This is a genomic window from Blastococcus carthaginiensis (assembly GCF_030731085.1).
In the GTDB taxonomy this organism is placed as follows: domain Bacteria; phylum Actinomycetota; class Actinomycetes; order Mycobacteriales; family Geodermatophilaceae; genus Blastococcus; species Blastococcus carthaginiensis.
The window spans coordinates 177,445-199,859 of record NZ_JASNFN010000005.1; the positions used below are offsets into that span (position 1 = coordinate 177,445).

Annotated in this window: 22 protein-coding genes and 2 pseudogenes; 15 read left to right on the forward strand and 9 right to left on the reverse strand. The window is 73.7% G+C overall.

Annotated features, from left to right (window positions below; translation table 11 throughout):
• The first annotated feature begins 121 nt into the window (after window positions 1-121).
• The 7 genes and pseudogenes from QOZ88_RS07810 to QOZ88_RS07835 all read left to right on the forward strand — a co-directional run bounded on the left by QOZ88_RS07810 (window position 122) and on the right by QOZ88_RS07835 (window position 8,525).
• Window positions 122-1,042 (forward strand): LysR substrate-binding domain-containing protein, encoded by a 921-nt coding sequence (locus QOZ88_RS07810; RefSeq protein WP_305999231.1) that lies wholly within the window; start codon window positions 122-124, stop codon window positions 1,040-1,042.
• 766 nt (window positions 1,043-1,808) lie between these two features.
• Window positions 1,809-2,735: a TRAP transporter substrate-binding protein gene (locus QOZ88_RS07815; RefSeq protein ID WP_406568220.1), complete on the forward strand. Its 927-nt coding sequence runs from the start codon at window positions 1,809-1,811 to the stop codon at window positions 2,733-2,735.
• Window positions 2,732-3,247 carry a TRAP transporter small permease gene (locus QOZ88_RS07820; protein ID WP_305999233.1) on the forward strand — a complete coding sequence of 172 codons (516 nt, stop codon included), beginning with the start codon at window positions 2,732-2,734 and terminating at the stop codon, window positions 3,245-3,247. Before QOZ88_RS07815 ends, QOZ88_RS07820 begins: the two co-directional genes overlap by 4 nt.
• A 26-nt stretch (window positions 3,248-3,273) precedes the next feature.
• The gene (locus QOZ88_RS07825; RefSeq protein ID WP_305999234.1) at window positions 3,274-4,566 is read left to right on the forward strand and encodes a TRAP transporter large permease; all 1,293 of its coding nucleotides are present in this window, start codon (window positions 3,274-3,276) and stop codon (window positions 4,564-4,566) included.
• 631 nt (window positions 4,567-5,197) lie between these two features.
• The gene (locus QOZ88_RS23250) at window positions 5,198-5,413 is read left to right on the forward strand and encodes a transposase (protein WP_454970545.1); all 216 of its coding nucleotides are present in this window, start codon (window positions 5,198-5,200) and stop codon (window positions 5,411-5,413) included.
• 292 nt (window positions 5,414-5,705) lie between these two features.
• Window positions 5,706-6,313: pseudogene (locus QOZ88_RS23255) on the forward strand (DDE-type integrase/transposase/recombinase); the annotation flags it as partial.
• 610 nt (window positions 6,314-6,923) lie between these two features.
• Window positions 6,924-8,525: an alpha-amylase family glycosyl hydrolase gene (locus QOZ88_RS07835; protein WP_305999235.1), complete on the forward strand. Its 1,602-nt coding sequence runs from the start codon at window positions 6,924-6,926 to the stop codon at window positions 8,523-8,525.
• Between the two features lie 39 nt (window positions 8,526-8,564).
• Here the strand turns inward: QOZ88_RS07835 and QOZ88_RS07840 are convergent, their stop codons facing one another.
• Both QOZ88_RS07840 and QOZ88_RS07845 read right to left on the reverse strand, forming a co-directional pair.
• On the reverse strand, window positions 8,565-9,200 hold the full coding sequence (locus tag QOZ88_RS07840; RefSeq protein WP_305999236.1) for a PilZ domain-containing protein: 636 nt from the start codon (window positions 9,198-9,200) through the stop codon (window positions 8,565-8,567).
• Between the two features lie 231 nt (window positions 9,201-9,431).
• Window positions 9,432-9,677 (reverse strand): hypothetical protein, encoded by a 246-nt coding sequence (locus QOZ88_RS07845; RefSeq protein ID WP_305999237.1) that lies wholly within the window; start codon window positions 9,675-9,677, stop codon window positions 9,432-9,434.
• Window positions 9,678-9,934: 257 nt separating this feature from the next.
• On the opposite strand from QOZ88_RS07845, the gene QOZ88_RS07850 reads away from it, so the two are divergent.
• Window positions 9,935-10,342, forward strand: coding sequence for a hypothetical protein (locus QOZ88_RS07850; RefSeq protein ID WP_305999238.1), 408 nt, complete (start codon window positions 9,935-9,937; stop codon window positions 10,340-10,342).
• 146 nt (window positions 10,343-10,488) lie between these two features.
• Window positions 10,489-10,692, forward strand: a complete 204-nt coding sequence (locus QOZ88_RS07855) for a cold-shock protein (protein ID WP_014377016.1) — start codon at window positions 10,489-10,491, stop codon at window positions 10,690-10,692.
• A 218-nt stretch (window positions 10,693-10,910) separates the two neighbouring features.
• Here QOZ88_RS07855 and QOZ88_RS07860 read toward each other — a convergent pair whose 3' ends face one another.
• A complete protein-coding gene (locus QOZ88_RS07860) occupies window positions 10,911-11,387 on the reverse strand; it encodes a hypothetical protein (RefSeq protein ID WP_305999239.1) in 477 nt (158 codons plus the stop codon).
• 76 nt (window positions 11,388-11,463) lie between these two features.
• Complete coding sequence (locus QOZ88_RS07865; RefSeq protein ID WP_305999240.1) at window positions 11,464-12,105, reverse strand: hypothetical protein; 642 nt, start codon at window positions 12,103-12,105, stop codon at window positions 11,464-11,466.
• A 174-nt stretch (window positions 12,106-12,279) separates the two neighbouring features.
• Here QOZ88_RS07865 and QOZ88_RS07870 point away from each other — a divergent pair, with 174 nt between their 5' ends.
• The 4 genes and pseudogenes from QOZ88_RS07870 to msrB all read left to right on the forward strand — a co-directional run bounded on the left by QOZ88_RS07870 (window position 12,280) and on the right by msrB (window position 15,528).
• The gene (locus QOZ88_RS07870; protein ID WP_305999241.1) at window positions 12,280-14,415 is read left to right on the forward strand and encodes a sensor histidine kinase; all 2,136 of its coding nucleotides are present in this window, start codon (window positions 12,280-12,282) and stop codon (window positions 14,413-14,415) included.
• Window positions 14,416-14,483: 68 nt separating this feature from the next.
• Window positions 14,484-14,714: pseudogene (locus QOZ88_RS07875) on the forward strand (response regulator); the annotation flags it as partial.
• Between the two features lie 194 nt (window positions 14,715-14,908).
• Window positions 14,909-15,067, forward strand: coding sequence for a response regulator transcription factor (locus QOZ88_RS07880; RefSeq protein ID WP_305999272.1), 159 nt, complete (start codon window positions 14,909-14,911; stop codon window positions 15,065-15,067).
• A gap of 41 nt (window positions 15,068-15,108) precedes the next feature.
• The gene (gene msrB / locus QOZ88_RS07885; protein WP_305999242.1) at window positions 15,109-15,528 is read left to right on the forward strand and encodes a peptide-methionine (R)-S-oxide reductase MsrB; all 420 of its coding nucleotides are present in this window, start codon (window positions 15,109-15,111) and stop codon (window positions 15,526-15,528) included.
• A gap of 172 nt (window positions 15,529-15,700) precedes the next feature.
• Here the strand turns inward: msrB and hemQ are convergent, their stop codons facing one another.
• From hemQ to hemE, 5 genes are all read right to left on the reverse strand, one after another.
• The gene (gene hemQ / locus QOZ88_RS07890; protein ID WP_305999243.1) at window positions 15,701-16,417 is read right to left on the reverse strand and encodes a hydrogen peroxide-dependent heme synthase; all 717 of its coding nucleotides are present in this window, start codon (window positions 16,415-16,417) and stop codon (window positions 15,701-15,703) included.
• Window positions 16,418-16,469: 52 nt separating this feature from the next.
• Window positions 16,470-17,441: a hypothetical protein gene (locus QOZ88_RS07895; RefSeq protein WP_305999244.1), complete on the reverse strand. Its 972-nt coding sequence runs from the start codon at window positions 17,439-17,441 to the stop codon at window positions 16,470-16,472.
• 43 nt (window positions 17,442-17,484) lie between these two features.
• Entirely contained in the window at window positions 17,485-17,643 is a 159-nt protein-coding gene (locus QOZ88_RS07900) for a hypothetical protein (RefSeq protein WP_305999245.1), read from the reverse strand.
• Window positions 17,644-17,706: 63 nt separating this feature from the next.
• Complete coding sequence (hemG, locus tag QOZ88_RS07905) at window positions 17,707-19,077, reverse strand: protoporphyrinogen oxidase (protein WP_305999246.1); 1,371 nt, start codon at window positions 19,075-19,077, stop codon at window positions 17,707-17,709.
• Complete coding sequence (gene hemE / locus QOZ88_RS07910) at window positions 19,074-20,126, reverse strand: uroporphyrinogen decarboxylase (RefSeq protein WP_305999247.1); 1,053 nt, start codon at window positions 20,124-20,126, stop codon at window positions 19,074-19,076. Before hemE ends, hemG begins: the two co-directional genes overlap by 4 nt.
• A 105-nt stretch (window positions 20,127-20,231) precedes the next feature.
• On the opposite strand from hemE, the gene QOZ88_RS07915 reads away from it, so the two are divergent.
• Together QOZ88_RS07915 and QOZ88_RS07920 are read left to right on the forward strand one after the other, a co-directional pair.
• Entirely contained in the window at window positions 20,232-20,861 is a 630-nt protein-coding gene (locus QOZ88_RS07915; RefSeq protein ID WP_305999248.1) for a DUF3000 domain-containing protein, read from the forward strand.
• Window positions 20,862-20,891: 30 nt separating this feature from the next.
• The gene (locus QOZ88_RS07920) at window positions 20,892-22,241 is read left to right on the forward strand and encodes a ribonuclease D (protein ID WP_305999249.1); all 1,350 of its coding nucleotides are present in this window, start codon (window positions 20,892-20,894) and stop codon (window positions 22,239-22,241) included.
• The last annotated feature ends 174 nt before the right edge of the window (window positions 22,242-22,415 follow it).

A 22,415-nucleotide genomic window follows, 5' to 3' on the forward strand; every position in this document is an offset into this window, starting at 1 on the left:
CTACGAACAGTGTTCGCGCTCACACCCGCCTGCTTCAAACAGTTGTTTTGGGCCAAGCGCATCGCCTACTGCGATGGGAGGTCGACCGTTGCATCCGCGTCCGCGCTTCACGCTCGCCCAGGTGCAGTACTTCGTCGCCGCAGCGGAAACGGGGAACATCTCGGCCGCCGCCGCCCGCCTGCACACATCCCAGTCAGGGATGTCGACGGCCATCCAGCGGCTGGAACGGGACCTCGGGTGCGATCTGTTCATCCGCAATCCCGCCCGGGGCATCACACTGACCCCGGGCGGCCACCAACTCCTACAGCGCGCCCGGGAACTGCTGCGTCAGGCCGCCGAGCTGCAGCAGGCAGGCGAGGACATGCAAGTCGGACTGGCCGGACCCCTGAGTGCCGGCTTCTTCGTCACGCTGGCGCCGTTCTACGTCCCCCAGGTCCTCCCTCGCCTCCGCGCCGCGCACCCAGGCATGACCGTCGAGGTCCTGGAGGGTGACGGTGCGACGCTGCAGGCGGCGCTGCGGTCGGGTGCCTGCGACATCGCTCTGACGTATGGGCTCGCCATCGGTGAGGACATGACCTTCGAGCCTGTCGCTCGTGTCCGGCCGTATGCGCTGGTCTCCGCACAGCACCCCGTGGCAGGTCGGAGATCCGCCATGCTGCGGGAACTCGTGGCAGCGCCGTTGGTCATGCTGGATCTCACGGAGACGAGCCAGTTCATGATGGGCATGCTGCAGCGCGTGGATGTCGAGCCCCCGGAGATCCTGCGCACCACCAACTTCGAGACCATGAGGGGCCTGGTTGCGGCCGGTAGCGGCTTCGCGATCCTCAACCAGCGACCCCGGTTCCCCGCGTCACGGGAGGGTGAGGTCCAGGCGGTTGCGATCACGGACGCCGAGGAGATCACGATCGGCCTGCTCAGCGTGGCGGGCGTCAGGCCGAATCGGCGCATGCAGGTGTTCACCGAGGAATGTCGCGCGGCTGCAGCCGCTCTGACGGCGCCTCGACCGGACAGCCCTCTGCCGGGCGACAGCGCAGCACCCTGATGGCACTCCGGGGATGGGCCCGGAGCCCAGGGGCGCCTCTCACCGCCATCGCAAGGCGCGACGACCGCCGGCAAGGAGCGCCGCGTTCCACGGTCGAGCCGGTGGAGCTGCGACGCCGACCCGGGGCAGGCGAGCACCCGCACGAGCCTTGCCATTGAACCGCGGTGGGTATGCGACCGGCACCGTGCTTGGTCGCCTGACGACGCCGCAAGACCGGGGACAGAAGCAGCCCTCGGGTGAGCCGCCCGCCCGGGGCGTCGAAGCCAGACGCCGAATTACGTCCGCGGGCCACCCAGGTGCCGGGTCCCGGTGGTCGTGGCGCGACCGCCAAGAGGCCGGTCGGATCGCATAATCCGATGCCGGCGACCCAAAAGACCTATTTGAAGTGGACGCCTGTGACGGCGAACACTCTCGGCACCACAAGCCCAAGGGCCCTTCGCGACGCGACCGCTGCGTCCGCCTTCCGACTGCACTGAACGAATTCCGTCGCGGTACCAGTCCTGCGGCCCTGGAGCCTCGCAGGCTGCAGGCCGCGGCAAAGCAATGCTCACCCAGCCAGTGGTTCGACGACCTCGGCCACCGTGTCCTCGCCTACAGTGCCCGCCGCCGCTTCTCGATCATCGAGTTAGAAGGAGCAACCGTGTCCCGCTTTCGTGTGATTCTGACCAGCTTGGCCGCGTCGTCCCTCGCCCTGACTGCCTGCACCGCCGGTGCCGGTGGCAGCAGCGGCGGTGGAGACGGCGGCGGCGGAGGCGGCGATGAGCCCATCACCCTCCGCTATGCCTTCTTCGCCCCTGAGGAGTCCTTCCCAGGGCAGCAGATGGTCAAGTGGGCTGAGGAACTGGAGCAGCGCACCGACGGCCAGGTGGAGGTGGAGCTCTTCCCCGGCGGGACGCTGCTCGGCGCGGGTGACATCTATGACGGGGTGAGCAGCGGCACCGTCGACGTCGGGCTGGACCTGCCTTCGTACGACGTCGGCCGATTCCCGGTGTCCTCGGTGATCTCCGTTCCCATCGGGATGGAGAACTCCCAGACGGCGAGTCGCGTCTTCCTCGATCTCCTCACCGAGCTGGAGCCGGAGGAGTTCGCCGACTACGAGATCATCACGGCCTTCACGACCGAGGCCGGCTACCTGCAGACCAAGGAACGGGTCGCGTCTCTCGACGACCTGGGGGGCAAGTCGATCCGAGTCCCGGGGTCGATGAACTCTCTCATCCAGGAGATGGGGGCCACACCGGTCGCGCTGCCCACCTCCGAGGTGAGTGAGGCGCTGGCCACCAACGTGGTCGAGGGCTACGTGACCTCGCGTGACCAGCTCGAGGACCTCGGCATGGCGGAGCACATCCGCTACATCACCGACTACCCGATGGGTATCGCCGCCGGGTTCGTGGCCGTGATGGACAAGGACCGGTTCGCCGAGCTGCCCGAGGACGTCCAGGAGGTCATCAGGGACCTCCGCCCGGAGATGTCGGAATGGACGGCGACCTACCACGACGAGGAGAACATCGAGTCCTCGCTGGCCTACGCCCTCGCAGAGGGCGTCGAGACCGTCGAGGTCACCGACCCGGAGGGATGGGAGAGCGCGATGGAGAGCGAAGCCGACCGCTGGGTCGCCGGCCACGCCGACGCAGGCTTCGACCCAGCCGCGGTCCTCGCGAAGATGCGTGAGCTGGCCGGGGAGACCGCCGAGTGAGCGTGTTGGACCCGTTCGTCCGGGGCAGCCGGGTACTCAACCGAGGCCTGGCTGCCCTGGCCGGGGTCGCACTGATGTGCTTGATGCTCGTCCTGATCGCGGCCATCGTGCTTCGAGCGTTCGGCTCCTCGCTGGAAGGTTCGGTGGAGCTGGTCTCGATGCTCGCCGTGCCCGTCTTCGGACTCGCTCTGGGCGCTGCTCAGACAGAAGGCGCCCACGTGTCCATCGACCTCATCTTCAAGTCCTGGCGCAAGGGCGTTCGGCGGGCCGTCGGCGCGGTCATCGCCCTTGCCTCGGCCGCACTGTTCGTGCAGATCGCCGTGAGTCTGGTCGTGTACACCCTCAACATGCGCAGCTCCGGGTCGATGACAGACGCCTTGGGCCTTCCCTTGTGGCCCACGGTGCTGACTGTGGTGGTGGGCGTCTTCGGCCTCATCGTGGCGCTGGTCGCCGACGCCGCGAAGGCATGGCTGTCCAGGACATCCGACGACCCCAGCATCAGCATCTTCTGAGTCGCGGCTTCGGACAGGAACTGAACATGAGCCCCACTCTGCTTGCCGTCGTCGGCATCGCGGTCATGCTCGCACTGATGATGGTGCGTGTCCCGATCGCCTTCGCCATGCTCGCTACCGGGATGATCGGCGTGATCCTGGTGATCGGCCCGGAGGCATCCCTGCAACTGGTCGCGGCCGACGTCTACCGCCAGTTCTCCTCCTACACCATGGCCGTGGTGCCGCTGTTCATCCTGATGGGCTTGGTGATCTTCCACGCTGGCATCAGCAGTCGGCTCTTCGCCACCGCCTACACATGGATCGGCCACCTGCCAGGTGGCGTCGCGGCGACCACCATCCTGGCCAGCGTCGGCTTTTCGGCGGTGTCCGGCTCAAACGCCGCCGCCACCGCCACGATGGGCTCGGTAGCACTACCCGAAATGAAGAGGTACGGGTACGACCCGGCCGTAGCGGGCGGCGCGGTCGCGATCGGTGGCACGCTCGGCGTGCTCATCCCGCCCTCGACAGCGCTGATCATCATCGCCGTCCAGTCCGAGCAGTCGATCAGCACCCTCTTCCAGGCTGCACTGTTGCCGGGCGTGCTGATCGGCCTGCTCCTGGTCGTCACCTCGGTCCTCATCTGCTGGCGCCGGCCTCAACTGGGCCCCCCCGGACCGAGGGCCGATCTCCGGACACGCCTTCGTTCGCTCGGCGGTGTCAGCGAGACCGTGATCCTGTTCGCAGTGGCACTCGGCGGAATGTTCGCGGGCTGGTTCACGCCGTCAGAGGCCGCGGCCGTCGGCGCCTTCGGCGCCATCGTGATCGGCATCGCCACTCGGTCCCTGTCGATCAAAGGCTTTCAGACCGCCGTGAGCCAGACGCTCCACACCTCCGCAATGGTCGTCCTGCTCATCGCCGGCGCCGTCGTCTTCGGCCGGTTCATGGCCGTGACCCGGCTACCGTTCGACCTGGCCGAGTGGGCGGCCGGGCTTGCCGTGCCCCGTGTCGTGGTACTCCTCATCGTGATCACGATCTATCTGGTCGGCGGGGCGCTGATGGACGCATTGGGCTTTCTGGTCATCAGCATCCCGATCTTCTTTCCGCTCATCACCGCGCTCGGCTACGACCTGGTGTGGTTCACCATCGTGGTCACCCTGATCACGACTTTGGGAGCGGTGACACCACCGGTGGGGGTGAACGTCTTCATCGTCTCGGGCCTCGACAAGAGCTTGAAGGTGCTCACCGTGTTCCGCGGAGTCGCGCCATACTTCGTCGTCTACGCCGTGGCTCTCGCGGTCTGCATCCTGGTCCCCGAGGTGATCACGTTCTCGGTCGACTAGATGGGATGACGTGAACCCGTAGCTCGGATCTGACGGACCCCCGTCCTCCGGGCTACCGCGGCCGCTGGAGCGCTGCGGCCGCCTCGCGACCCCAGCAGTGCCCGTCCCATCTAGATGTACTGACCGGAGACGTTGGTCGAGGACGTGTGACGACACGGTCTGATTGATCTTGTCCGGGGAGGACCTCCGGGCGTGGAGTGAGCTGTCGAAGGCACCCATTCCAGGAGCTTCGGAGGTCCTCCTGTCTCACGCTCCTGCCGCGCGGACCCACGCCACCGTCTGCGGCTCGCGCGCGGCGTGGTCGGAGGATGGCTGGTCGATCTCCTACGCCGAGGCGGTGCTCAACGTCGCCTGGCCCACGGCCAAACGCTAGGCCGACCGCTACCGCATCTAGGGGCCGGCGGGGATGGTCGATCGCAGGTCCCGCCGCACTCCAGTCCCCGGCAGACGCCGGCGCCGGTGGTGCGCCGGATCATGCATCTGGGGTGGAAGCAGCGGCTGGGCCCGGTGGCGATCGCCGACCGGGTCGGGGTCGCGCCCCCACTGCGTTCGCGCACACCCTGATCGACGACCACAGCCGGGCGGCCTACGCCGAGATCCACGACGACGAAGCCGCGGCCACCGCATCGGCGTGCTGCTCGTTGACGAGTTCGGGATCAGCGAGTCCTGCCTGACGAACTGGATGAAGGCCGCCGACGTTGAGGACGGCGTCAAGCCCGGGACGACGGCGGCGGAGAACGCCGACCTCCGTGAGGCCCGTAAGCGGTTCCGTCTGCTCGAGCAGGAGAACGAGGTCCTGCGCCGGGCGGCGGCGAATCTGTCGCAGGTTAACCTGCCGGGAAGATGATCTACCCGCTCGTCCGTGAGCTCGCCGCCGACGGAATCCCCGTCGCGGTGACGTGCGGGGTCCTCAAGATCGGCCGCCAGCCCTACTACCGGTGGCCGACCGCCCCGATCACCGCCAGCGAACTTGCCCAAGCTCACCGGGCCAACGCGCTGTTCGACGCCCACCGGGACGACCCGGACTTCGGCTACCGGCTGCTCGTCGACGAGGCCGCCGCCGGCGGGCAGTTTATGGCGACGCGCACCGCAAGGCGATCTGCTCGACCAACCGGTGGTGGAGCGTGTCCGGCAAGCCCCGCCGGGGCAAGGGCGGCAGGCCTGGGCCGCCGGTCCACGACGACCAGGTCAACCGGGTGTTCAGCGCCGAGGCGCCCAACGCCGTGTGGTTGACCGACATCACAGAACACCGCACCGCCGAGGGCGAGCTCTACCTGCGCGCGATCAAGGACGTGCACTCCAACCGGATCGTCGGCTACTCCATCGACTCCCGGATGAAGTCCCGGCTTGCGGTCACCGCGCTCGACACCGCCGTCGCCCGGCGCCATGCCGACGGCGCCGACGTGGCCGACGTGGCCGACGTGGCCGACGTGGCCGACTGCATCCTGCATTCGGACCGCGGCAGTTCCACAGCCGAAAATATGTTCACGCCCTGGACCGGCATCAGCTGTCCGGGTCGATTAGCCGAGTCGGTGCGGCCGGCGACAACGCGGCCATGGAGTTTTGCGCTGCTGCAGAAGAACGTGCTCGACCGCCGACCCTGGCGCAACCGTCAAGAGCTGCGGATCGCGATCGTCACCTGGATCGAGCAGACCTACCACCGCCGACGCCGCCAGGACGCTCTGGTCGACTGACGCCCATCGAGTACGAGATCATCGTTCCCACACTGGCCGCTCAGGCTGCCTGACCCAACCTGTCACCTGCTCGTGCGGCAGTCCCGCGAGCGGTGCACGCGCGCAAGGCCTACTTCACTCGCCTCGCTCTGCAGTCGGCCAAGGCCCGGCGGAAGACGTCCGGCGGCAGTCACGCCGCCAGCCGGCCGGAGAGGAAGTAGGAGCAGCAGACCGGCACCCGCATCAACACGGCCCGTACTTCGGCGAACGCAGTGACGACTGCCCGACGCAACGGGCCCGCCGCGCTCGGAGCCAGTCGTCAGGCTCCCGCGCGTGCCGACGTCCAACAGCGCAGGGCTCGTGCGGCAGCGAGTCCCCGACTACCTCGAGTCAAGGTCGCGATGGCGCGACGGGAGAGATTCTGGGCGATCTGGGGAGCGAAGATTCGCCCGACAACTCCCCTACTTACGCTCATCAGCGACCTGCGCTTTCGCCGCTGTGAACAGCGCTTTCGTGTGCCACATCCCGAAGATGCCGGCGAGCCGATGCGGGTGCAGCCCAGCCGCGCCCGCAGACCCGCCGGCGCGGACGACTGACCAGGGCGCACGCCGGCCCGGGACCGACGGGTCGGAGGGGCTCAGGACGTCGTGCGCGGCCTCCGCGGACCGACCCTAGGCTGCCGGGGTGAGCTCGCCCCCGTGGTGGCAACGCGGCGCCATCTACCAGGTCTACCCCCGGTCGTTCGCCGACGGGGACGGCGACGGCGTGGGTGACCTCCGCGGCCTGCGTGCACACCTCGACCACCTGGCCGACCTGCGCGTCACGGCGGTCTGGCTCTCCCCGGTCTTCACCTCCCCCATGCTCGACGCCGGCTACGACGTGGCCGACTTCTGCGACGTCGACCCGGTGTTCGGGACCCTCGAGGACCTCGACGGGCTGATCACCGACTGCCACGCACGGGGCATCCGCGTGGTCCTGGACTGGGTGCCCAACCACAGCTCCGACCAGCACCCCTGGTTCCTCGCCTCCCGGTCGAGCCGGGACGACCTCAGGCGCGACTGGTACGTCTGGCGCGACAGCGCACCCGACGGCGGCCCGCCCAACGACTGGCGTTCGGAGTTCGCCGCCGCCGGCCCGGCATGGAGCCACGACGAGCACACCGGCCAGTGGTACCTGCACTCCTACACGCCGCAGCAGCCGGACCTGAACTGGGACAACCCCGCGGTCGAGGCGGCGATGCACGACGTCGTCCGGTTCTGGCTGGACCGGGGCGTCGACGGACTGCGCATCGACGCGCTGCAGCGGCTGGGCAAGGACCCGCTGCTGCGCAGCAACGCCGGCTCCGACCGGCGCCACGACCAGGACTGGGAGCCGGTCGCGCACGAGCGGCTCCGCGGCATCCGGCGGGTGGTGGACGAGTACCCGGACCGGATGATCGTCGGCGAGGTGTACCTGCTGGACCAGCGGCGCGTCGTCGACTACCTCAGCGGTGACGACCAGCTGCACATGGCGCACAACTTCGTCTTCCTGCACCTGCCCTGGGACGCCGCCGCCTTCCGGCACGTCATCGCGGAGTTCGAGGCGCTGGCCGAGCCGGATGCCTGGCCGGCCTGGTTCCTCGGCAACCACGACCACTCCCGGATCGCCACGCGCTACGACGACGGCGGCTCCGGGCAGGCCCGGGCGCGGGCCGTCGCGCTGATGCTGACCGCGCTGCGCGGGACGCCGTTCCTCTACCAGGGGGACGAGCTCGGTCTGCCCGACGCCGAGATCCCGCCCGACCGGGTCGTCGACGTCGACGGCCGCGACCCCGGACGGGCACCGCTGCCCTGGCGGCCGCCGTCACTGGCCGGCCCGGGCGCCGGCTTCACGACCGGGGAGCCGTGGCTGCCGCTGGCCCGCGAGGCCGAGCAGCTGTGCGTCGAGAGCCAGGCCGCCGATCCCTGCTCGACCTTGTCCCTGGTCCGCCGGCTCGGCGGGCTGCGCGCCGAGTCCGCAGCCTTGCGGGCCGGCGACCAGCACCTGCTCGACGCCGGCCCCGACGTCCTGGCCTGGCTGCGCACCGGGCCCGGTGAACGGCTGCTCGCCGCCGTCAACTTCGCCACGGACCCCCGGCCGCTGCTCGTCCCCGGCATCCCGGGCGCGCGCTGCGCCGTCCTCGTGTCCACGGACCCGGGACGGACCGGGTCCCCGGTCCAGGGCGGCACCGGATCACCGGCCGAGTTGGTCCTGCACCCGGGCGAGGCCGTCGTCCTGGCGCTGGTGCCGGACGCCCCCACGACCTGACGCCGGCGGCCCCGCCCCGGCCGTGACCGAGCGCGACCCTCAGTCCAGGGCGGCCGCGCGCTCCTCGCGCAGCGCCTGGAAGACCCGCCGGCGCAGCACGTCCGCGTCCTTCTCCTCGACGTCGTGGAACTGCATGGACAGCAGCCACCGCGCCCCCTGCACCTGCTGGCGGACGACCGCACCGCGGACGTCGACGGTGTCGTCGCCGATCGTCAGGGTCATGTGGGCCCGCGTGCCTGGCTCCGGGGGCAGCCCCCACCCATCCACCAGGGCACGGAGCCCGGCCTCGCTGAGGTCGACCGTGGAGCCGACGAGCAGACCGTCGAGCCACGGCATGACCACCGGGACCTCGACGCGGGCGCGCACCGTGCGCCGGCGCTGGCTGCGCTCCGCCGGCCCGGTGGGGACGAGGTGCCACAGCGGCTCCTCGCCGACCTCGACGCTGGTGATCTTCGCGGGCAGGGAGCGCTCCTCGTACCCGCTGACCCAGTAGAGGGCGACCGGGTCCCCGGGCTTGATCGCCCGCTTCCACTCCGTCCCCTCGCCGAGGGGGCGGACGACGATGGTGTTCTCGTTGGAGACCTCCACCTGCGCCGTCGCCGTCAGGCCGCGCGCCACGAGCGTGACGTCGGCCTGGGTGCTCTCCTCGGGCCGGTCGTGCTGTGGGTCGGTCATGGGGTCCTCCACTGGGAACGGGACGTGCGGGCGTCGTTGCGCCCGGGCGGAAGCTAGCGCGGCGATCAGCGGAAACCGCACATCGCCGTGGCGTGTCCCGCCGAACGGCGGGCCGCCGGTCGCCCGACGACGCGGGACGGGCATCGGCAGCTCCGGCCCCCGGTAGGACCGGAACGGGCCGCCTCCCACCCGGAGGGGTGAGGGGCGGCCCGTCGGCGTGCGCCCGCCGGGTCAGCCGGCCAGCCGGTGCGCGGCGTCGCCGAGGTGGTGCGCCCGCAGGGCGCCCGGCTGCCCGATCTGCCGCGCGAGCTCGGCGGCGGTCACCGCGGCGCGGAGCGCGTCGGCGGACTCGGCGAGGCGGTCGGCGAGGAGCTGGTCCAGGTCGGCGTCGTGCAGGTCCTCCACGTCGCGCAGGAAGACGGCACCGGCCGGGACGGCGGTGCGGGCGGGCACGGGCGGGGCGACGAGCTGCTGCATGGTGGTCCTCCTGGATCGGTGGTGCGCCGGATCCGTCCGGCAGGTCCCACTGTCGGGGAGCACCCGCAGGGCGGTCCCGAGGGAAGCGCAGGAAAACCGCAAGACCGCACGGCCGTGCACCGCTGCCCACCGCCGTCCTCCGCCCGGACGGCGCCGCTCCCCCGGACGGGTGAGCACCGGCGTCCGGACGCCGCCGGGCGCTCCAGCGGGGGGTAGCGGTGGTCGATGCACCTGTCGACCACGGCGGAGGAGCACGGGTGAGGATCTGGTTGCTGGCGTACGGCGTGCTGTACGTCGTCGTCGAGATGGTCGGGCACCGGCTGGAGAGCATCGGCTGGCCCCGGATCACCGCCCTCGACATCGCGACCGCGGTCACCGACGCCTTCCTCACCGTCTCGATCACCCTCGCCGTCCTGCTGACCGGGCAGCTCCTGCTGCGCCGCTGGTCCCCGGCGGCGGTCGCCCGGCTGCGCCCGCCGGCGCCCCCGGCGTTCCTCGTGGACCGGCCGATCGGCGTCCGCTCGTGGCGCTCGGAGCCACTCGCCCTGCCGGCCGCCACGCCCGCGCGCGACCCGTACTCGGTCGGCGCCTACGGGCCCGCGTGGACCCGCCGGGAACGGCGCGTGGCGCCCGACTTCCCCGAGGGACCGGGCCGCCTGCTCTGACCGCCGGACCACCCGCAGAAGAGTCGCAGGTCACAGTTCTGCCGCACCGGTGTCCCGATCCGGTGATCGACGGCTAGGGTTGGCGCGTCGGGAAGGCCCTGCGCTATGGCAGGACCCCGATGCACCACCTCAGCTAGGAGCGAGCAATGCCCGAAGGAACTGTCAAGTGGTTCAACGCGGAGAAGGGGTTCGGCTTCGCCACCCCCGACGGCGGCGGCCCGGACGTTTTCGTCCACTACTCGGCCATCCAGTCCAGCGGGTACCGCTCGCTCGATGAAGGCCAGCGGATCGCGTTCGACATCGAGCAGGGCCAGAAGGGCCCGCAGGCTGCGAACGTCACCCCGCTCTGATCACCTGATCAACACCGCGCCCCCGTCCGGATCCCCGGGCGGGGGCGCTGTCGTTCGCGGGTACGTGCCGCGCGCGCTGTCGTTCGCGGGACGGGCCGGGCGTGTGTGCTGTCGTTCGCGGGTCGGGTCGGGTCGGGCCGGGCGTGTGCGCCGGCGCGGGATTTCCGAGCGTGGAACCGGGCGCCCGCGCACAGGCAGCGCGCCAGGGCGGCCACCGCTCACCGGGCGCGCGGCACGTACCCGCCGATCAGCGCCGACATCAGCAGCGCCCCGTCGTGCTCACCCACGGCAGCGGCCGCCTCCGCGAAGGCCCGCCAGCGCTGCCGCTCGACGTCGGTGGGCGCATTCGCCGCCCGGGCCGCCAGCTGCTCGAGGAGCCGCTCCCACTCCCCCTGCGGCGTCGGCCAGAGCCCGGCCAGCCGGCGGGCCTCCGCCGAGATCGCGGTGATGCGCACGATGTCGCCGGCGTGGTTGGTCAGCGGCTCGATGTACCCGGCCGAGGCCAGCGCCTTCGCCGCGGCGATCACCTCCGCCTTCGGCAGCCCGCTGCCCGGCACGACCGAGCCCAGCAGGTAGGGCGCGCCGCCGTGCTTCGGCTCGTCCACCAGCCGGGCGATCGCCCGGAGCACGGGCAGGTCGCGGGTGAACCAGACGTCGGGCAGCAGGCCGGCGGGCGGCTGGGGGGCGGCGGTCACCCCGCCAGTCTCCCCCGGGCCCCGGACGCGACCGCGCCCCGCCTCCCGGGAGGGAGACGGGGCGGCGGTCGGTCGTTCAGTCGCGGGCGCCGGTGAGGTGCGGGCGGGTGGCGAGGATGACGCCCAGGGCGACGTACCCGACCAGCAGGTGCGCGGCTCCCACGTACTGGGTGATCGCCGGCAGGAGGAAGGCGGTCGGCACGGTGACCGGCGCCCAGCTCTCGGCGACCATCGGCCAGAAGCGGGCGATGCCCTTCCAGCGGCCGGCGATCGCGATGCGGACACCCAGGACGGCCATGCCCAGCATGGACAGCGGCCAGAACAGGTCGATCACGAAGAAGAACCCGGTGTCGTAGAGCCCGGGCGTGAACGCCCACATCAGCGAGGACACGATGGCCACCGAGAGCAGGCCGTGCTCGACGTGCAGAAGGCGCCGGGCCAGGCGGCCGGTGCCGATCGCGCCGGTCCGCATCTGCACGGTCACCAGGAACATCAGGCCGACCTGGAAGGCCACGGCGGCCACGTTGACGACGGTCGCCTGCCAGGTGCCGGCGGGCGGCGTCGTGCCCAGGAAGGCGCAGGTGACCGCCCAGGAACCGGCGCCGGCGGCGACCGCGACCCCGGCCCGGCGGACCAGGCTGGTGGAGGCACCGGGCGCCGTGCCGCGTGCGGTCGCGACGTCGGTCCGGGCCGGTGCGGGGGTGGTGCTGAGCGACATCTCGTCTCCCGTGGTGTGGTGCGGTGCCCTGTGCACCGCCTGGGAGAACCGTCTCGGGGCGGCGTCCCGGGCACCCAGGGCCCGCCGCCCTCGATCGGGTCCCGAGAACTGTCCCGGGGAACTCGGGACGGCTGCCCCGTGACGTCCGGGACGCCGGCAGGCGAGGATGCGCGCGTGCAGACACAGGCGCCGGCGACCGGCCGGAGCGGTGCGCCGCGGTCGCAGGGCCCGCCACCGCTCCCACCTCGCCGGGTCCGGGCCGGCCGGCCCGCCGCCTGGGCCGTGCTCTCCCTGTCGCTGGCCGCCTGCGCGGCCGCCGCCGTCCTGGACGTGCTGACGCCGTCCGCGGCGCGGGCCGCCGTCGAGGTCGCCCCCGGCTCGGTGGCCGCGCTCGCCGGTGTCGCCGTCGCCGTACCCGGGGCGCTGCTGCTCCTCCGGGCGCCGGGCAACGCCGTCTCCTGGGTGCTCGCCGGTACGGGGCTGTTCTGGGCGGTCGACGGCCTCGCCGAGTCGTGGCTCGCGTACGGGGTCCAGTACGACCCGGCGCTGCCCGGGGCGAGCCTCGCCTTCTGGTTCCTGCAGCGACTGGGCGCCGCGCTGCTGCTCGGGCTGCCGCTGCTGCTGCTCCTCTACCCCGACGGGCGGCTGCCGGGCGGGCGGTGGCGACCCGTCGCGATCGCCAGCCTCGCGTCGACCGCCCTGCTGCCGGCACTCCTCCTGGTGGTCCCCGCGGAGGTCGCCTTCACCGCCGACGACGGTCACGTGCCCGCGGTCTACCGCTCCCTGGACCTGGACCTGACCAGCCTTCCGCTGCCCGGGTCGGTCGCCCTGCCGCTCCTGCGGATCGCCCTCCCCGTCGCCGTGCTCGGGATCGCGGTGCCCGCGGCCTCGGTGGTCCTCCGCTACCGCCGGACCACGAACGAGGACCGCCGCCGGATGCGCTGGCTGCTCTGGGCCGCCGTCGTGGACCTGCTGGTCATGCTCAGCACGCTGCTGCTGCCGGGCGAGCCGAGCGCGATGGCCCTGATGGTCGCCGTCGCGCTGACCGGGGGCGCCGTGGCGGTCGGCATCCTGCGACCGCGTGCGGTCGACATCGACCGACTGCTCGGCGGCACCGTCGTCTACGGCGTGCTCGGGATCGGCGTGGTCCTCCTCGACCTGGCCGTGCTGGCCGGCGCCGGCGCGCTGCTGGGCGACCGGTTCGGCGAGCGCGACGCCACGCTGCTGACGTTGCTGGTGGTCGCGGCCGCCTACGTCCCCCTCCGGGCTCCGTTGTGGCGCCTCGTCCGGCGCTGGGTGCTGGGCGAGCGCGACGACCCCTACCGGGTCGTCTCGCAGCTGGCGGCGCGGCTGGAGCGGTCGGAGGGCGTCGAGGCGCAGCTCGTGGCGATCGCGGCGGCGGTCGCGGAGGCCTTCCGGTCGCCCTACGTCGGCGTCGAGGTGGATCACGCGGGTGGCGAGCGGCTGGTGGCCGAGCACGGCCGGCGCCCGGCGGCGGTCCGGCCCCTGCCCATCGCCTACCGCGGCGAGGAGGTCGGCCGGCTGCTCCTGCCCGGGGACGGCGTCCGGGCGCACCTGGTCACCCGCGACGAGGGGCTGCTGGCCGATGTCGTCCGCCAGGCGGCGGCCGCGGCGCGGGCGAGCTCCCTCGCCGCCCAGCTGCAGACCAGCCGGGAGCAGCTGGTGGCCGCGCGCGAGGAGGAACGCCGCCGGCTGCGCCGCGACCTGCACGACGGCCTGGGTCCCAGCCTGGGCGCCGTGGTCCTCCGCATCGACACCGCCCGCAACCTGACCGCGGCGGGCCGCGCGGAGGACGCCGACCGGCTGCTGCGCACGGCCAGGGACGAAGTCGCCGGCGCCCTGGGCGACGTCCGCCGGCTGGTGCACGACCTGCGACCGCCGGCGCTGGACGACGTCGGCCTGGCCGGGGCGGTGCGCCAGCAGGCCGAGCGGCTGCTGGGCGCCGGCACGGCCACCGCGGTGGAGGCGGACCCGGCCGCCGACGACCTCCCTGCCGCGGTCGAGGTCGCCGCCTACCGGATCGCGTCGGAGGCGCTCGCCAACGTCGCCCGGCACGCCCGCGCCTCCACCTGCCGGGTGGAGCTGGTCCGCGGCGACGACCGGTCCCTGGTCCTGACCGTGACCGACGACGGCGTCGGCATCCCGAAGGGTGCCCCGGCCGGGGTGGGGCTGGTGTCGCTCCGCGAGCGCGCCGCCGAGCTCGGCGGCCGCTGCACGGTGTCGTGCCCGCCGGACGGCGGGACGGTGGTGCGGGCGGTCCTGCCCGCCGACGGAGGGACGACGACGTGACCGAGGTGGACGAACCGCTGCGGGTCGTGGTCGCCGACGACCACCCGGTCTACCGCGACGGGCTGGCCATGCTGCTCGACTCCGTCCCCGGCCTCACCGTGGTCGGCACCGCCGCCGACGGCGAGGCCGCGGTCGCCCTCGCGCTCGAGGAGCAGCCCGACGTCGTCGTCATGGACGTGCAGATGCCGGGGATCGACGGGATCGAGGCGACGCGGCGGGTGACCTCGGCCTCGCCGTCGGTGGGCGTCGTCGTCCTGACCATGAGCGAGGACGACGGGACCGTGTTCGCCGCCGTCCGTGCCGGGGCCCGGGGCTACCTGCTCAAGGGCGCCGATCAGGAGGAGGTGGTGCGCGCCATCACGACGGTGGCCAACGGCGGCGCCGTGTCGGTGCCGCGCTGGCGCGCCGGATCGCCGATTTCTTCGCCGGCGGGCCGGCCGGGCCGGAGACGGCGTTCCCGCAGCTCACCGCCCGGGAGCGCGAGGTCCTCGACCTGGTCGCCGCCGGCCGCTCCAACGCGCAGATCGCCGCCGCGCTCTACCTCTCCCCCAAGACGGTGCGCAACAACGTGTCGAACGTGCTGGCCAAGCTGCAGGTCACCGACCGGGCGCAGGCGATCGTGCGCGCCCGCGATGCCGGCCTGGGCCGCTGAGCACCGGGAATGGTGCCGCCTCGCGGCTCGTTCGACCTGGCATGACGACCTCCCCCCAGAAGCCCAAGGTCACGAAGACCGACGAGGAGTGGCGGGCGCAGCTGTCGCCGGAGGAGTACCAGGTGCTGCGCCAGGCCGGCACCGAACGCGCCTGGACCGGCGAGTACGTCGACACCAAGACCGTCGGCGTCTACGAGTGCCGCGCGTGCGGCGCCGAGCTGTTCCGCTCGGAGACCAAGTTCGACTCGCACTGCGGCTGGCCGTCGTTCTACGAGGCCTCGGCGGAGGACAACGTGATCCTCCGCGAGGACCGCGGCTTCGGCATGGTCCGCACCGAGGTGCTGTGCGCGACCTGCCACAGCCACCTGGGCCACCTGTTCGACGACGCGCCGCAGACGCCGACCGGCGACCGCTACTGCATCAACAGCGTCAGCGTGCGGCTGCAGCCGGCCGAAGCCTGACCTGTCGAGCCGAGTGGGCCCCGGAGGGGTCCGCGCAGGCGCGACGCAGCGGCTCCACGGCGGCCGGGGACGGCTCCTGGCCGCGGTGGAGGCCGGTAGGCCGACCGGGTGCTGAGCCATCGCACATCCCCCGTCGGGACCCTCCGGGCCCGCGACGGGGGATGTCGTGCACCTACGCCAGGTCGGCCACCAGCTCGGCGACCGGCTTCCGGACGCCGGTGTAGAACGGCACCTCCTCGCGCACGTGCCGCCGGGCGCGGCTGGCCCGCAGGTCGCGCATGAGGTCGACGATGCGGTGCAGCTCGTCGGCCTCGAAGGCGAGCATCCACTCGTAGTCGCCCAGGGCGAAAGCGGCGACGGTGTTCGCCCGCACGTCGGGGTACGGCCGGGCCTGCATCCCGTGCTCCTTGAGCATGTCCCGCCGCTCCTCGTCGGCCAGCAGGTACCACTCGTAGGACCGCACGAACGGGTAGACGCAGACGTAGCGCCGCGGCTCCTCCTCGGCCAGGAACGCCGGGATGTGGCTGCGGTTGAACTCCGCCGGGCGGTGCAGCGCCAGCTGCGACCACACCGGCTCCAGGTGCCGGCCCAGGGTGGTGCGGCGCAGCCGGGTGTAGGCCTCCTGCAGCGCCTCGGCGGTGGCGGCGTGCCACCACACCATGAGGTCGGCGTCGGCCCGGAAACCGGCGACGTCGTAGGTGCCGCGGACGACGACGTCCTTGCCGGCGAGCTCGGCGAACAGCTCGGTCACCTCGGCGGCGACGTGGTGCCGCCGCTCGTCCTCCAGCGGGCGGGTCAGGCGGAACACCGACCACATCGTGTAGCGGATCGTGGCGTTGAGCTCGTTGGCCCGCTTGCCGATGCTGCGTTCCTCGACCTGGTCGCTCATGCCGCCCATTGTCGCGCGCGCGGCGGCGCCGCAGGCCGCGAGGGTCTGTGATCTACCGCGGGACGGCGACCAGCGGCGGCCGCGACCGGCCGGGCAGGCAGGCCGCGGCGGCGAGGCCGAGCGCGACGGCGTCCTCGAGCAGGGCGGCCTGCAGATCGGGCAAGCGCGACGCCGCCCAGCGGCGCCACCGCAGGCCGCCGACGCTGCCGGCGAGACCGCCGGCCACCGCCGCCACGAGGGGCAGCGCGCCGTTGACGCGCTCGCGCGCGGCCAGCGACGTCCCGCCGACCGCCGCCGCGACCAGCCGCCCGCCCAGCGCGCCGGGCTGCGTGCGGTCGGGGATGGCCGGCTGCTTGTCGGCCACCAGCTCCCCCGCCAGCGACGCCAGCGCGATCACCCGGGCGGGCCGCGACCGGTGCCCAGGGGCACCCGGCCGGGCGGGCGCGGTCAGCGCCGGCCCGGCGAAGCCGAGCGAGCTCCGGCCCCCCGTCGCCACGCCGAGCAGCAGCGCCCTGGCCGTCAGGCCCGCCGGCGCCGGCCGCACCGGGGCGGCCCGCTCGGCGTCGGTGGGCACGCTCTCCAGCACCGTCTGCACCGCGGCCCCGTACGCCAGGTGCGGGAGGACGTCGGCGAGCCACTCCTCCCGGCCCCAGGTGCGCGGGTCCTCGACCCCGAGCGCGGCGACCGCGCCGTCGGTGAGGGCCATCGACGTGCCGCCGGCGACGAGCGCACCGAGGGGCGCGGGGAAGCGCACCCCCGCCGCGCGCAGGGCGCTGGCCAGCACGCCGCTCGCCAGCCCGTTGCCGATCCCGGTGAGCGCACCCAGGGCGCTGCGCCGGTTGCGGCGGACCTTCCCGCGGCCGGGGATGTCGCGGTCGAGTGCGGCCGCGGCGGCGTCGACGGTGCGCTCCGGCACGGAGCTGGACGGCCGACCGCGGAGGGCCATGTCGAGGGAGGTGGCGGCATCCAAGACGACGGTGCCCAGGGCGCCGGCCGCCAGGCCGCGGAGGAAGGTGCTGGTCATCCCCCGACCCTGTGGGGCGGCGGTGCCCCTGGCAACCCGGGGGTCAGCGGGTGGCCCGCTTCCCGGAGAAGGCGGCGCGGCGCGGCGACGGCACGCGGTGCGCCTCGCGGCAGTCGGCGCAGGCGGCCATCCAGACGTGGTGGCGCAGGCAGCGGGAGGTGGTGGGCTTCTGGTCGTGGGGGTGGAGGTGGGTCGTGCTCACCCCGGTCCCAACGCCACGACCCCACCGGCGATGCCCCGCACGGCCCGTGGCCCGCGCCACCGTTCAGGCCAGCGCGTCGACCGCCCGGTGGGCGTCGCGGATGCACGCCGGCAGACCCACCCCGGCGAAGGCCGCTCCCGCGATGCCGAGCCCCGGCACCCCCGCGACGGCGGCGCGCACGGCGTCCACCCGCGCCTGGTGCCCCACGAGGTACTGCGGCAGGCCACCGCCCCAGCGGACGACGGCGGTCTCCAGCGGCTCGGGGCGCGACAGCCCCAGCAGGTCGGCGACGTCGGCGACCACCGCGGCGGCCAGGTCCTCGTCGGTGCGCTGCAGCTCGGACTCGTCGCGGAACCGGCCCACCGACGAGCGCACGAGCAGGGCGTCCCCGCCCAGGTGCGGCCACTTGCTCGAGGAGACGGTCACGCCCTTCACCAGCCGCCCGGTCACCGGGGGCACCAGCAACCCGCTGCCGGCGTCGACCTGCTGGGCGGGGAACGCCATGGCGATCACGGCCATCGAGGCGTACGGGATGCCCTGCAGCGGCTGCACGGCGCCGGGTGCGACACCGGCCAGCAGCCGGGCGGCCTTGCCGGCGGGGACGGTGACCAGGACGGCGTCGGCGGTCAGCACCTCCGGCGTCCCCACCGGGCCCACCGAGACCTCGAGACCCGCGGCGGTCCGCCGGATGCCGTGGGCCGGGGTGCGCAGCCGGACCTCGGCACGCGACGCGGCGACCAGCGCCGCGGGCAGCGCGCCGATGCCCTCGTCGACGGTCGCGAACACCGGGCCGTCGACGTCGCCGCGGCTGCGGCTGCCGGCGTCCCGGGCGGCCGCGGCGGCGGCGAGCACCGAGGTGGAGCCGGGCAGGTGGGCGAAGAGGGCCGGCATCGTCGCCTGCAGGGAGAGCTCGTCGGCCCGGCCGGCGTAGACGCCGCCCAGCAGCGGCTCGACCAGCCGGTCGACCACCTCGTCGCCGAGCCGCTCGCGCAGCAGCGCGCCGACGGCGACGTCGCCGTCCACCGCCGGCGGGGGCAGTGCTGCCTCGGCCCGGACGCGGGCGACGCCCGCGGGCGAGAGGATCCCGTCGAGGCCGTCCGGCGAGGCCGGCACCCCGAGCACGGTGCCGGCCGGGAGCGGGAACCGGCCCTCGGGCAGCACGACGGCGGCCTGGGTGGTCGCCGGCGCGACCAGCCGGTCACCCCAGCCGAGGGCCTCGACCAGCCCGACGGCCTCCGGGACGCGGGCGAGCACCGCCTCGGGCCCGGTGTCGTACCAGTGGCCGGCCAGCTCGATGCGGTGCAGCTTCCCGCCGACGCGGTCGCCGGCCTCCAGCACGACGATCTCGTCGTCCGGGCGCCGGCGGCGCCACTCGAAGGCGGCGGCCAGGCCGGTGATGCCGGCACCGACCACGACCAGGCGGGAGGGAGTCACCGGGCCGTGAGCTCGTGGACCAGCTCGACGACGTGGGTCAGCACGTCCGGATCGGTCTCGGGCAGCACGCCGTGGCCGAGGTTGAAGATGTGCCCGCGGGCACCCTTCGCCTGTTCGACGACGCGGCGCACCTCCCGGTCGACGGTCGCCCGGTCGGCCAGCAGGACGGCGGGGTCGAGGTTGCCCTGCAGCGACCGCCCCGGGCCCACGCGCCGCACGGCCTCGTCGAGCGGCACCCGCCAGTCCACCCCGACGACGTCGGCGCCGGCGTCCCCGATGAGCGGCAGCAGCTCGCCGGTGCCCACGCCGAAGTGGATGCGGGGGACGTCCCTCTCCCCCAGCCCGTCGAAGACCGCCCGCGAGTGGGGCAGCACCCGCTCGGCGTAGTCGGCCGCCGAGAGCACGCCGGCCCACGAGTCGAACAGCTGGACCGCCGAGGCGCCGGCGTCGATCTGGGCGCGCAGGAAGGTCGACGACGACACCGAGAGCTTCTGCAGCAGCCGCGACCAGGCCTCCGGCTCGGCGTACATGAACGCCTTGGTGCGGGCGTGCTCCTTGGAGGGCCCGCCCTCGATGAGGTAGGTGGCGAGGGTGAACGGTGCCCCGGCGAAGCCGATGAGCGGGGTGGGCCCGAGCTCGGCGACCAGCGCGCGCACCGCCGTCTGCAGGAACCCGAGCCGGTCGGGCTCGAGGTCGGGGAGGGCGTCGACGTGGGCGACGGTCCGCACGGGGCTCGCGACGACCGGGCCGACGCCCGGCTTGATCTCGATGTCCACACCGGCCACCACGAGCGGCAGGACGATGTCGGAGAAGAAGATCGCCGCGTCCACGCCGTGCCGGCGGACCGGCTGCAGGGTGATCTCGGTGATCAGGTCGGGGTCCTGGCAGGCGTCGAGCATCCTGGTGCCGGCGCGCAGGGCCCGGTACTCGGGGAGCGAGCGGCCGGCCTGGCGCATGAACCAGACCGGGGTGCGGCTCACCGGGAGGCCACGGGCGGCACGGACGAGATCGGGATCGGCCGGGGACGCCGAGGCGGGAGCGGGACTCACGACCGCCGATCCTCCCAGACCGCCGGGGAGCGCCGTGCCGCCGAGTCCGCACGCCCGTGCGGCGCGTCGGCGCCGCCGTGCCGCGTCCCGGCCTACTCTGCGGACGTGGAGCCGCGCAACCTGGCCGATGCCGGGGACCGGGACCGGGACGACGACGTCCCGGCCGCCTTCCGCGATGCCCTGGAGTCGCTGGCCACGGTGCGAGTGCGCCCGGAGATCGAGCTCGGCCGCATCCCCGCACCGCAGCGCCTGGCGCCCCATGCGTTCGCGCTCGGCGCCCGGGTGGCCGATCCCGAGGCCGAGGCCGAGGACGACGCCGAGATCGCCAGCGCGCGGTTCATCGTGCTGTTCGACCCGGAGGGCCACGAGGCCTGGCACGGAACCACGCGCTGCGTCGGCTACCTCTCCGCCGCGACCGACGAGCAGCTGGTCGACGACGCCATGTTCTCCGAGGTCGCCTGGAGCTGGCTGACCGACGCCCTCGGCGACTCCGGCGCCACGCACCACACGGTCGGCGGCACGGTCACCCGCACGGCGTCGACGCGCTTCGGCGAGCTGGCCGGCCCCGAGCACTCGGTCGACGTCGAGATCCGCGCCTCCTGGACCGCCGGGGACAGCGACCTCGCCCGGCACCTGGCGGCCTGGCTGGAGGTGCTGGGCAACGCCGCGGGGCTCCCGCCGCCCGGTGTCCGGCTCCTGGGTCCCTCCGACCGGGTCGGCAGCGAGACTCTCTAACATCGGTGCGGCACAGCGGCACCGAGCCCGTTGAGCCGGTGCTCCTCCTCGGATCGGCGCGGTCGTCGCCCTCCCGGCCCGGGCGCCGGTGGACCGAAGGACGAGGACCGGCAAGAAGGTGGACGGCAACTGAGCACCGACCCCACTCCCCGGCCACCGCAGGACCCGGCGGCCGCCGAGACCCCCGAGGCGACCCCGCTGCTGGCCCCCCGCGACGGCCTGCCGCCGGTCATCGAGACCTCCACGCAGCTGGTCGGGTACGCCGAGGCGCTGCACGCGGGCACCGGCCCGGTCGCCGTCGACGCCGAGCGGGCCTCGGGCTACCGGTACGGCCAGCGCGCCTACCTGGTGCAGCTGCGGCGCGCCGGCTCCGGCACCGGCCTGCTCGACCCGATCCCGCTGCCGGACCTCTCGGTGCTCCAGGCCGCGATCGCCGACGCCGAGTGGGTGCTGCACGCGGCCAACCAGGACCTGCCCTGCCTGGCCGAGATCGGGCTGACCCCCGCGCGCATCTTCGACACCGAGCTCGCCGCCCGCCTGGCCGGGCTGCCGCGGGTGGGGCTGGGCGCCGTCGTCGAGTCGCTGCTGGGCTTCTCGCTGCAGAAGGGGCACTCCGCCGCCGACTGGAGCACCCGCCCGCTGCCGGAGGAGTGGCTGGTCTACGCCGCGCTCGACGTCGAGGTGCTGGTCGACCTCCGCGACGCGCTGGCCGCCATCCTCGAGGAGCAGGGGAAGACCGAGTGGGCGCGGCAGGAGTTCGAGGCCACCCTCGCCGCCGGCCCGCCCGCCCCGCGGCAGGACCCGTGGCGGCGCACGTCCGGGGTGCACGGGCTGCGCAGCCGCCGCCAACTCGGCATGCTGCGGGCCATCTGGGAGGCGCGCGACGAGCTGGCCCGCAAGCGGGACGTCGCGCCCGGCCGGGTGCTGCCCGACTCGGCGATGGTCGCCGCCGTCCAGGCCGATCCGAAGAACGAGGGTGCCCTGCTCGAGCTGCCGGTGTTCCGCGGCCGGGCCAACCGCCGGCTGGTGGCGCACTGGTACAACGCCCTGGCGCGTGGCAAGGCACTGCCCGAGGACGAGCTGCCGCTGCACAGCAGGCCCGGCGACGGTCCACCGCCGGTGAACCGGTGGGCCGACCGCGACCCCGCGGCCGCCACCCGGCTGCAGGTGGTGCGGGCCGGGCTGGCCGAGCTGTCGGAGAAGCACTCCGTGCCGGTGGAGAACATCCTCTCCCCCGACCTGGTGCGGCGGATCATGTGGAGCCCGCCGGAGCCGCGCGAGCCGGCCGCCGTGGCCGAGGCGCTGCGGGCCGGTGGCGCCCGCGGGTGGCAGGTCGAGCTGACCCGCGACCTGCTCGCCGACGCCGTCACCCGCGCCTGACCCCCTCTGGGCATAGGAAGCTTTACCTGCGGATCGGCGCCCTCAGCCGCAGGTAAAGCTTCCTATGCCTTCGCCGGGGCCGGGGCGGAGCCGGGGCGAGAGCCTGCGCCGGGGCCCGGGCCACGGCGCACGGACGACGACGCCGGCGCCGTCCGCGGGATGCGGACGACGCCG

Excerpts from the sequence above, each read along its gene's own strand:
- hemQ (WP_305999243.1), bottom strand. The coding sequence starts at position 16,417 with ATGAGCGACCAGGTCGAGGAACGCAGCATCGGCAAGCGGGCCAACGAG.
- QOZ88_RS07855 (WP_014377016.1), top strand. The coding sequence starts at position 10,489 with ATGCCCGAAGGAACTGTCAAGTGGTTCAACGCGGAGAAGGGGTTCGGC.
- QOZ88_RS07845 (WP_305999237.1), bottom strand. The coding sequence starts at position 9,677 with ATGCAGCAGCTCGTCGCCCCGCCCGTGCCCGCCCGCACCGCCGTCCCG.
- QOZ88_RS07865 (WP_305999240.1), bottom strand. The coding sequence starts at position 12,105 with ATGTCGCTCAGCACCACCCCCGCACCGGCCCGGACCGACGTCGCGACC.
- QOZ88_RS07825 (WP_305999234.1), top strand. The coding sequence starts at position 3,274 with ATGAGCCCCACTCTGCTTGCCGTCGTCGGCATCGCGGTCATGCTCGCA.
- msrB (WP_305999242.1), top strand. The coding sequence starts at position 15,109 with ATGACGACCTCCCCCCAGAAGCCCAAGGTCACGAAGACCGACGAGGAG.
- QOZ88_RS07895 (WP_305999244.1), bottom strand. The coding sequence starts at position 17,441 with ATGACCAGCACCTTCCTCCGCGGCCTGGCGGCCGGCGCCCTGGGCACC.
- QOZ88_RS07840 (WP_305999236.1), bottom strand. The coding sequence starts at position 9,200 with ATGACCGACCCACAGCACGACCGGCCCGAGGAGAGCACCCAGGCCGAC.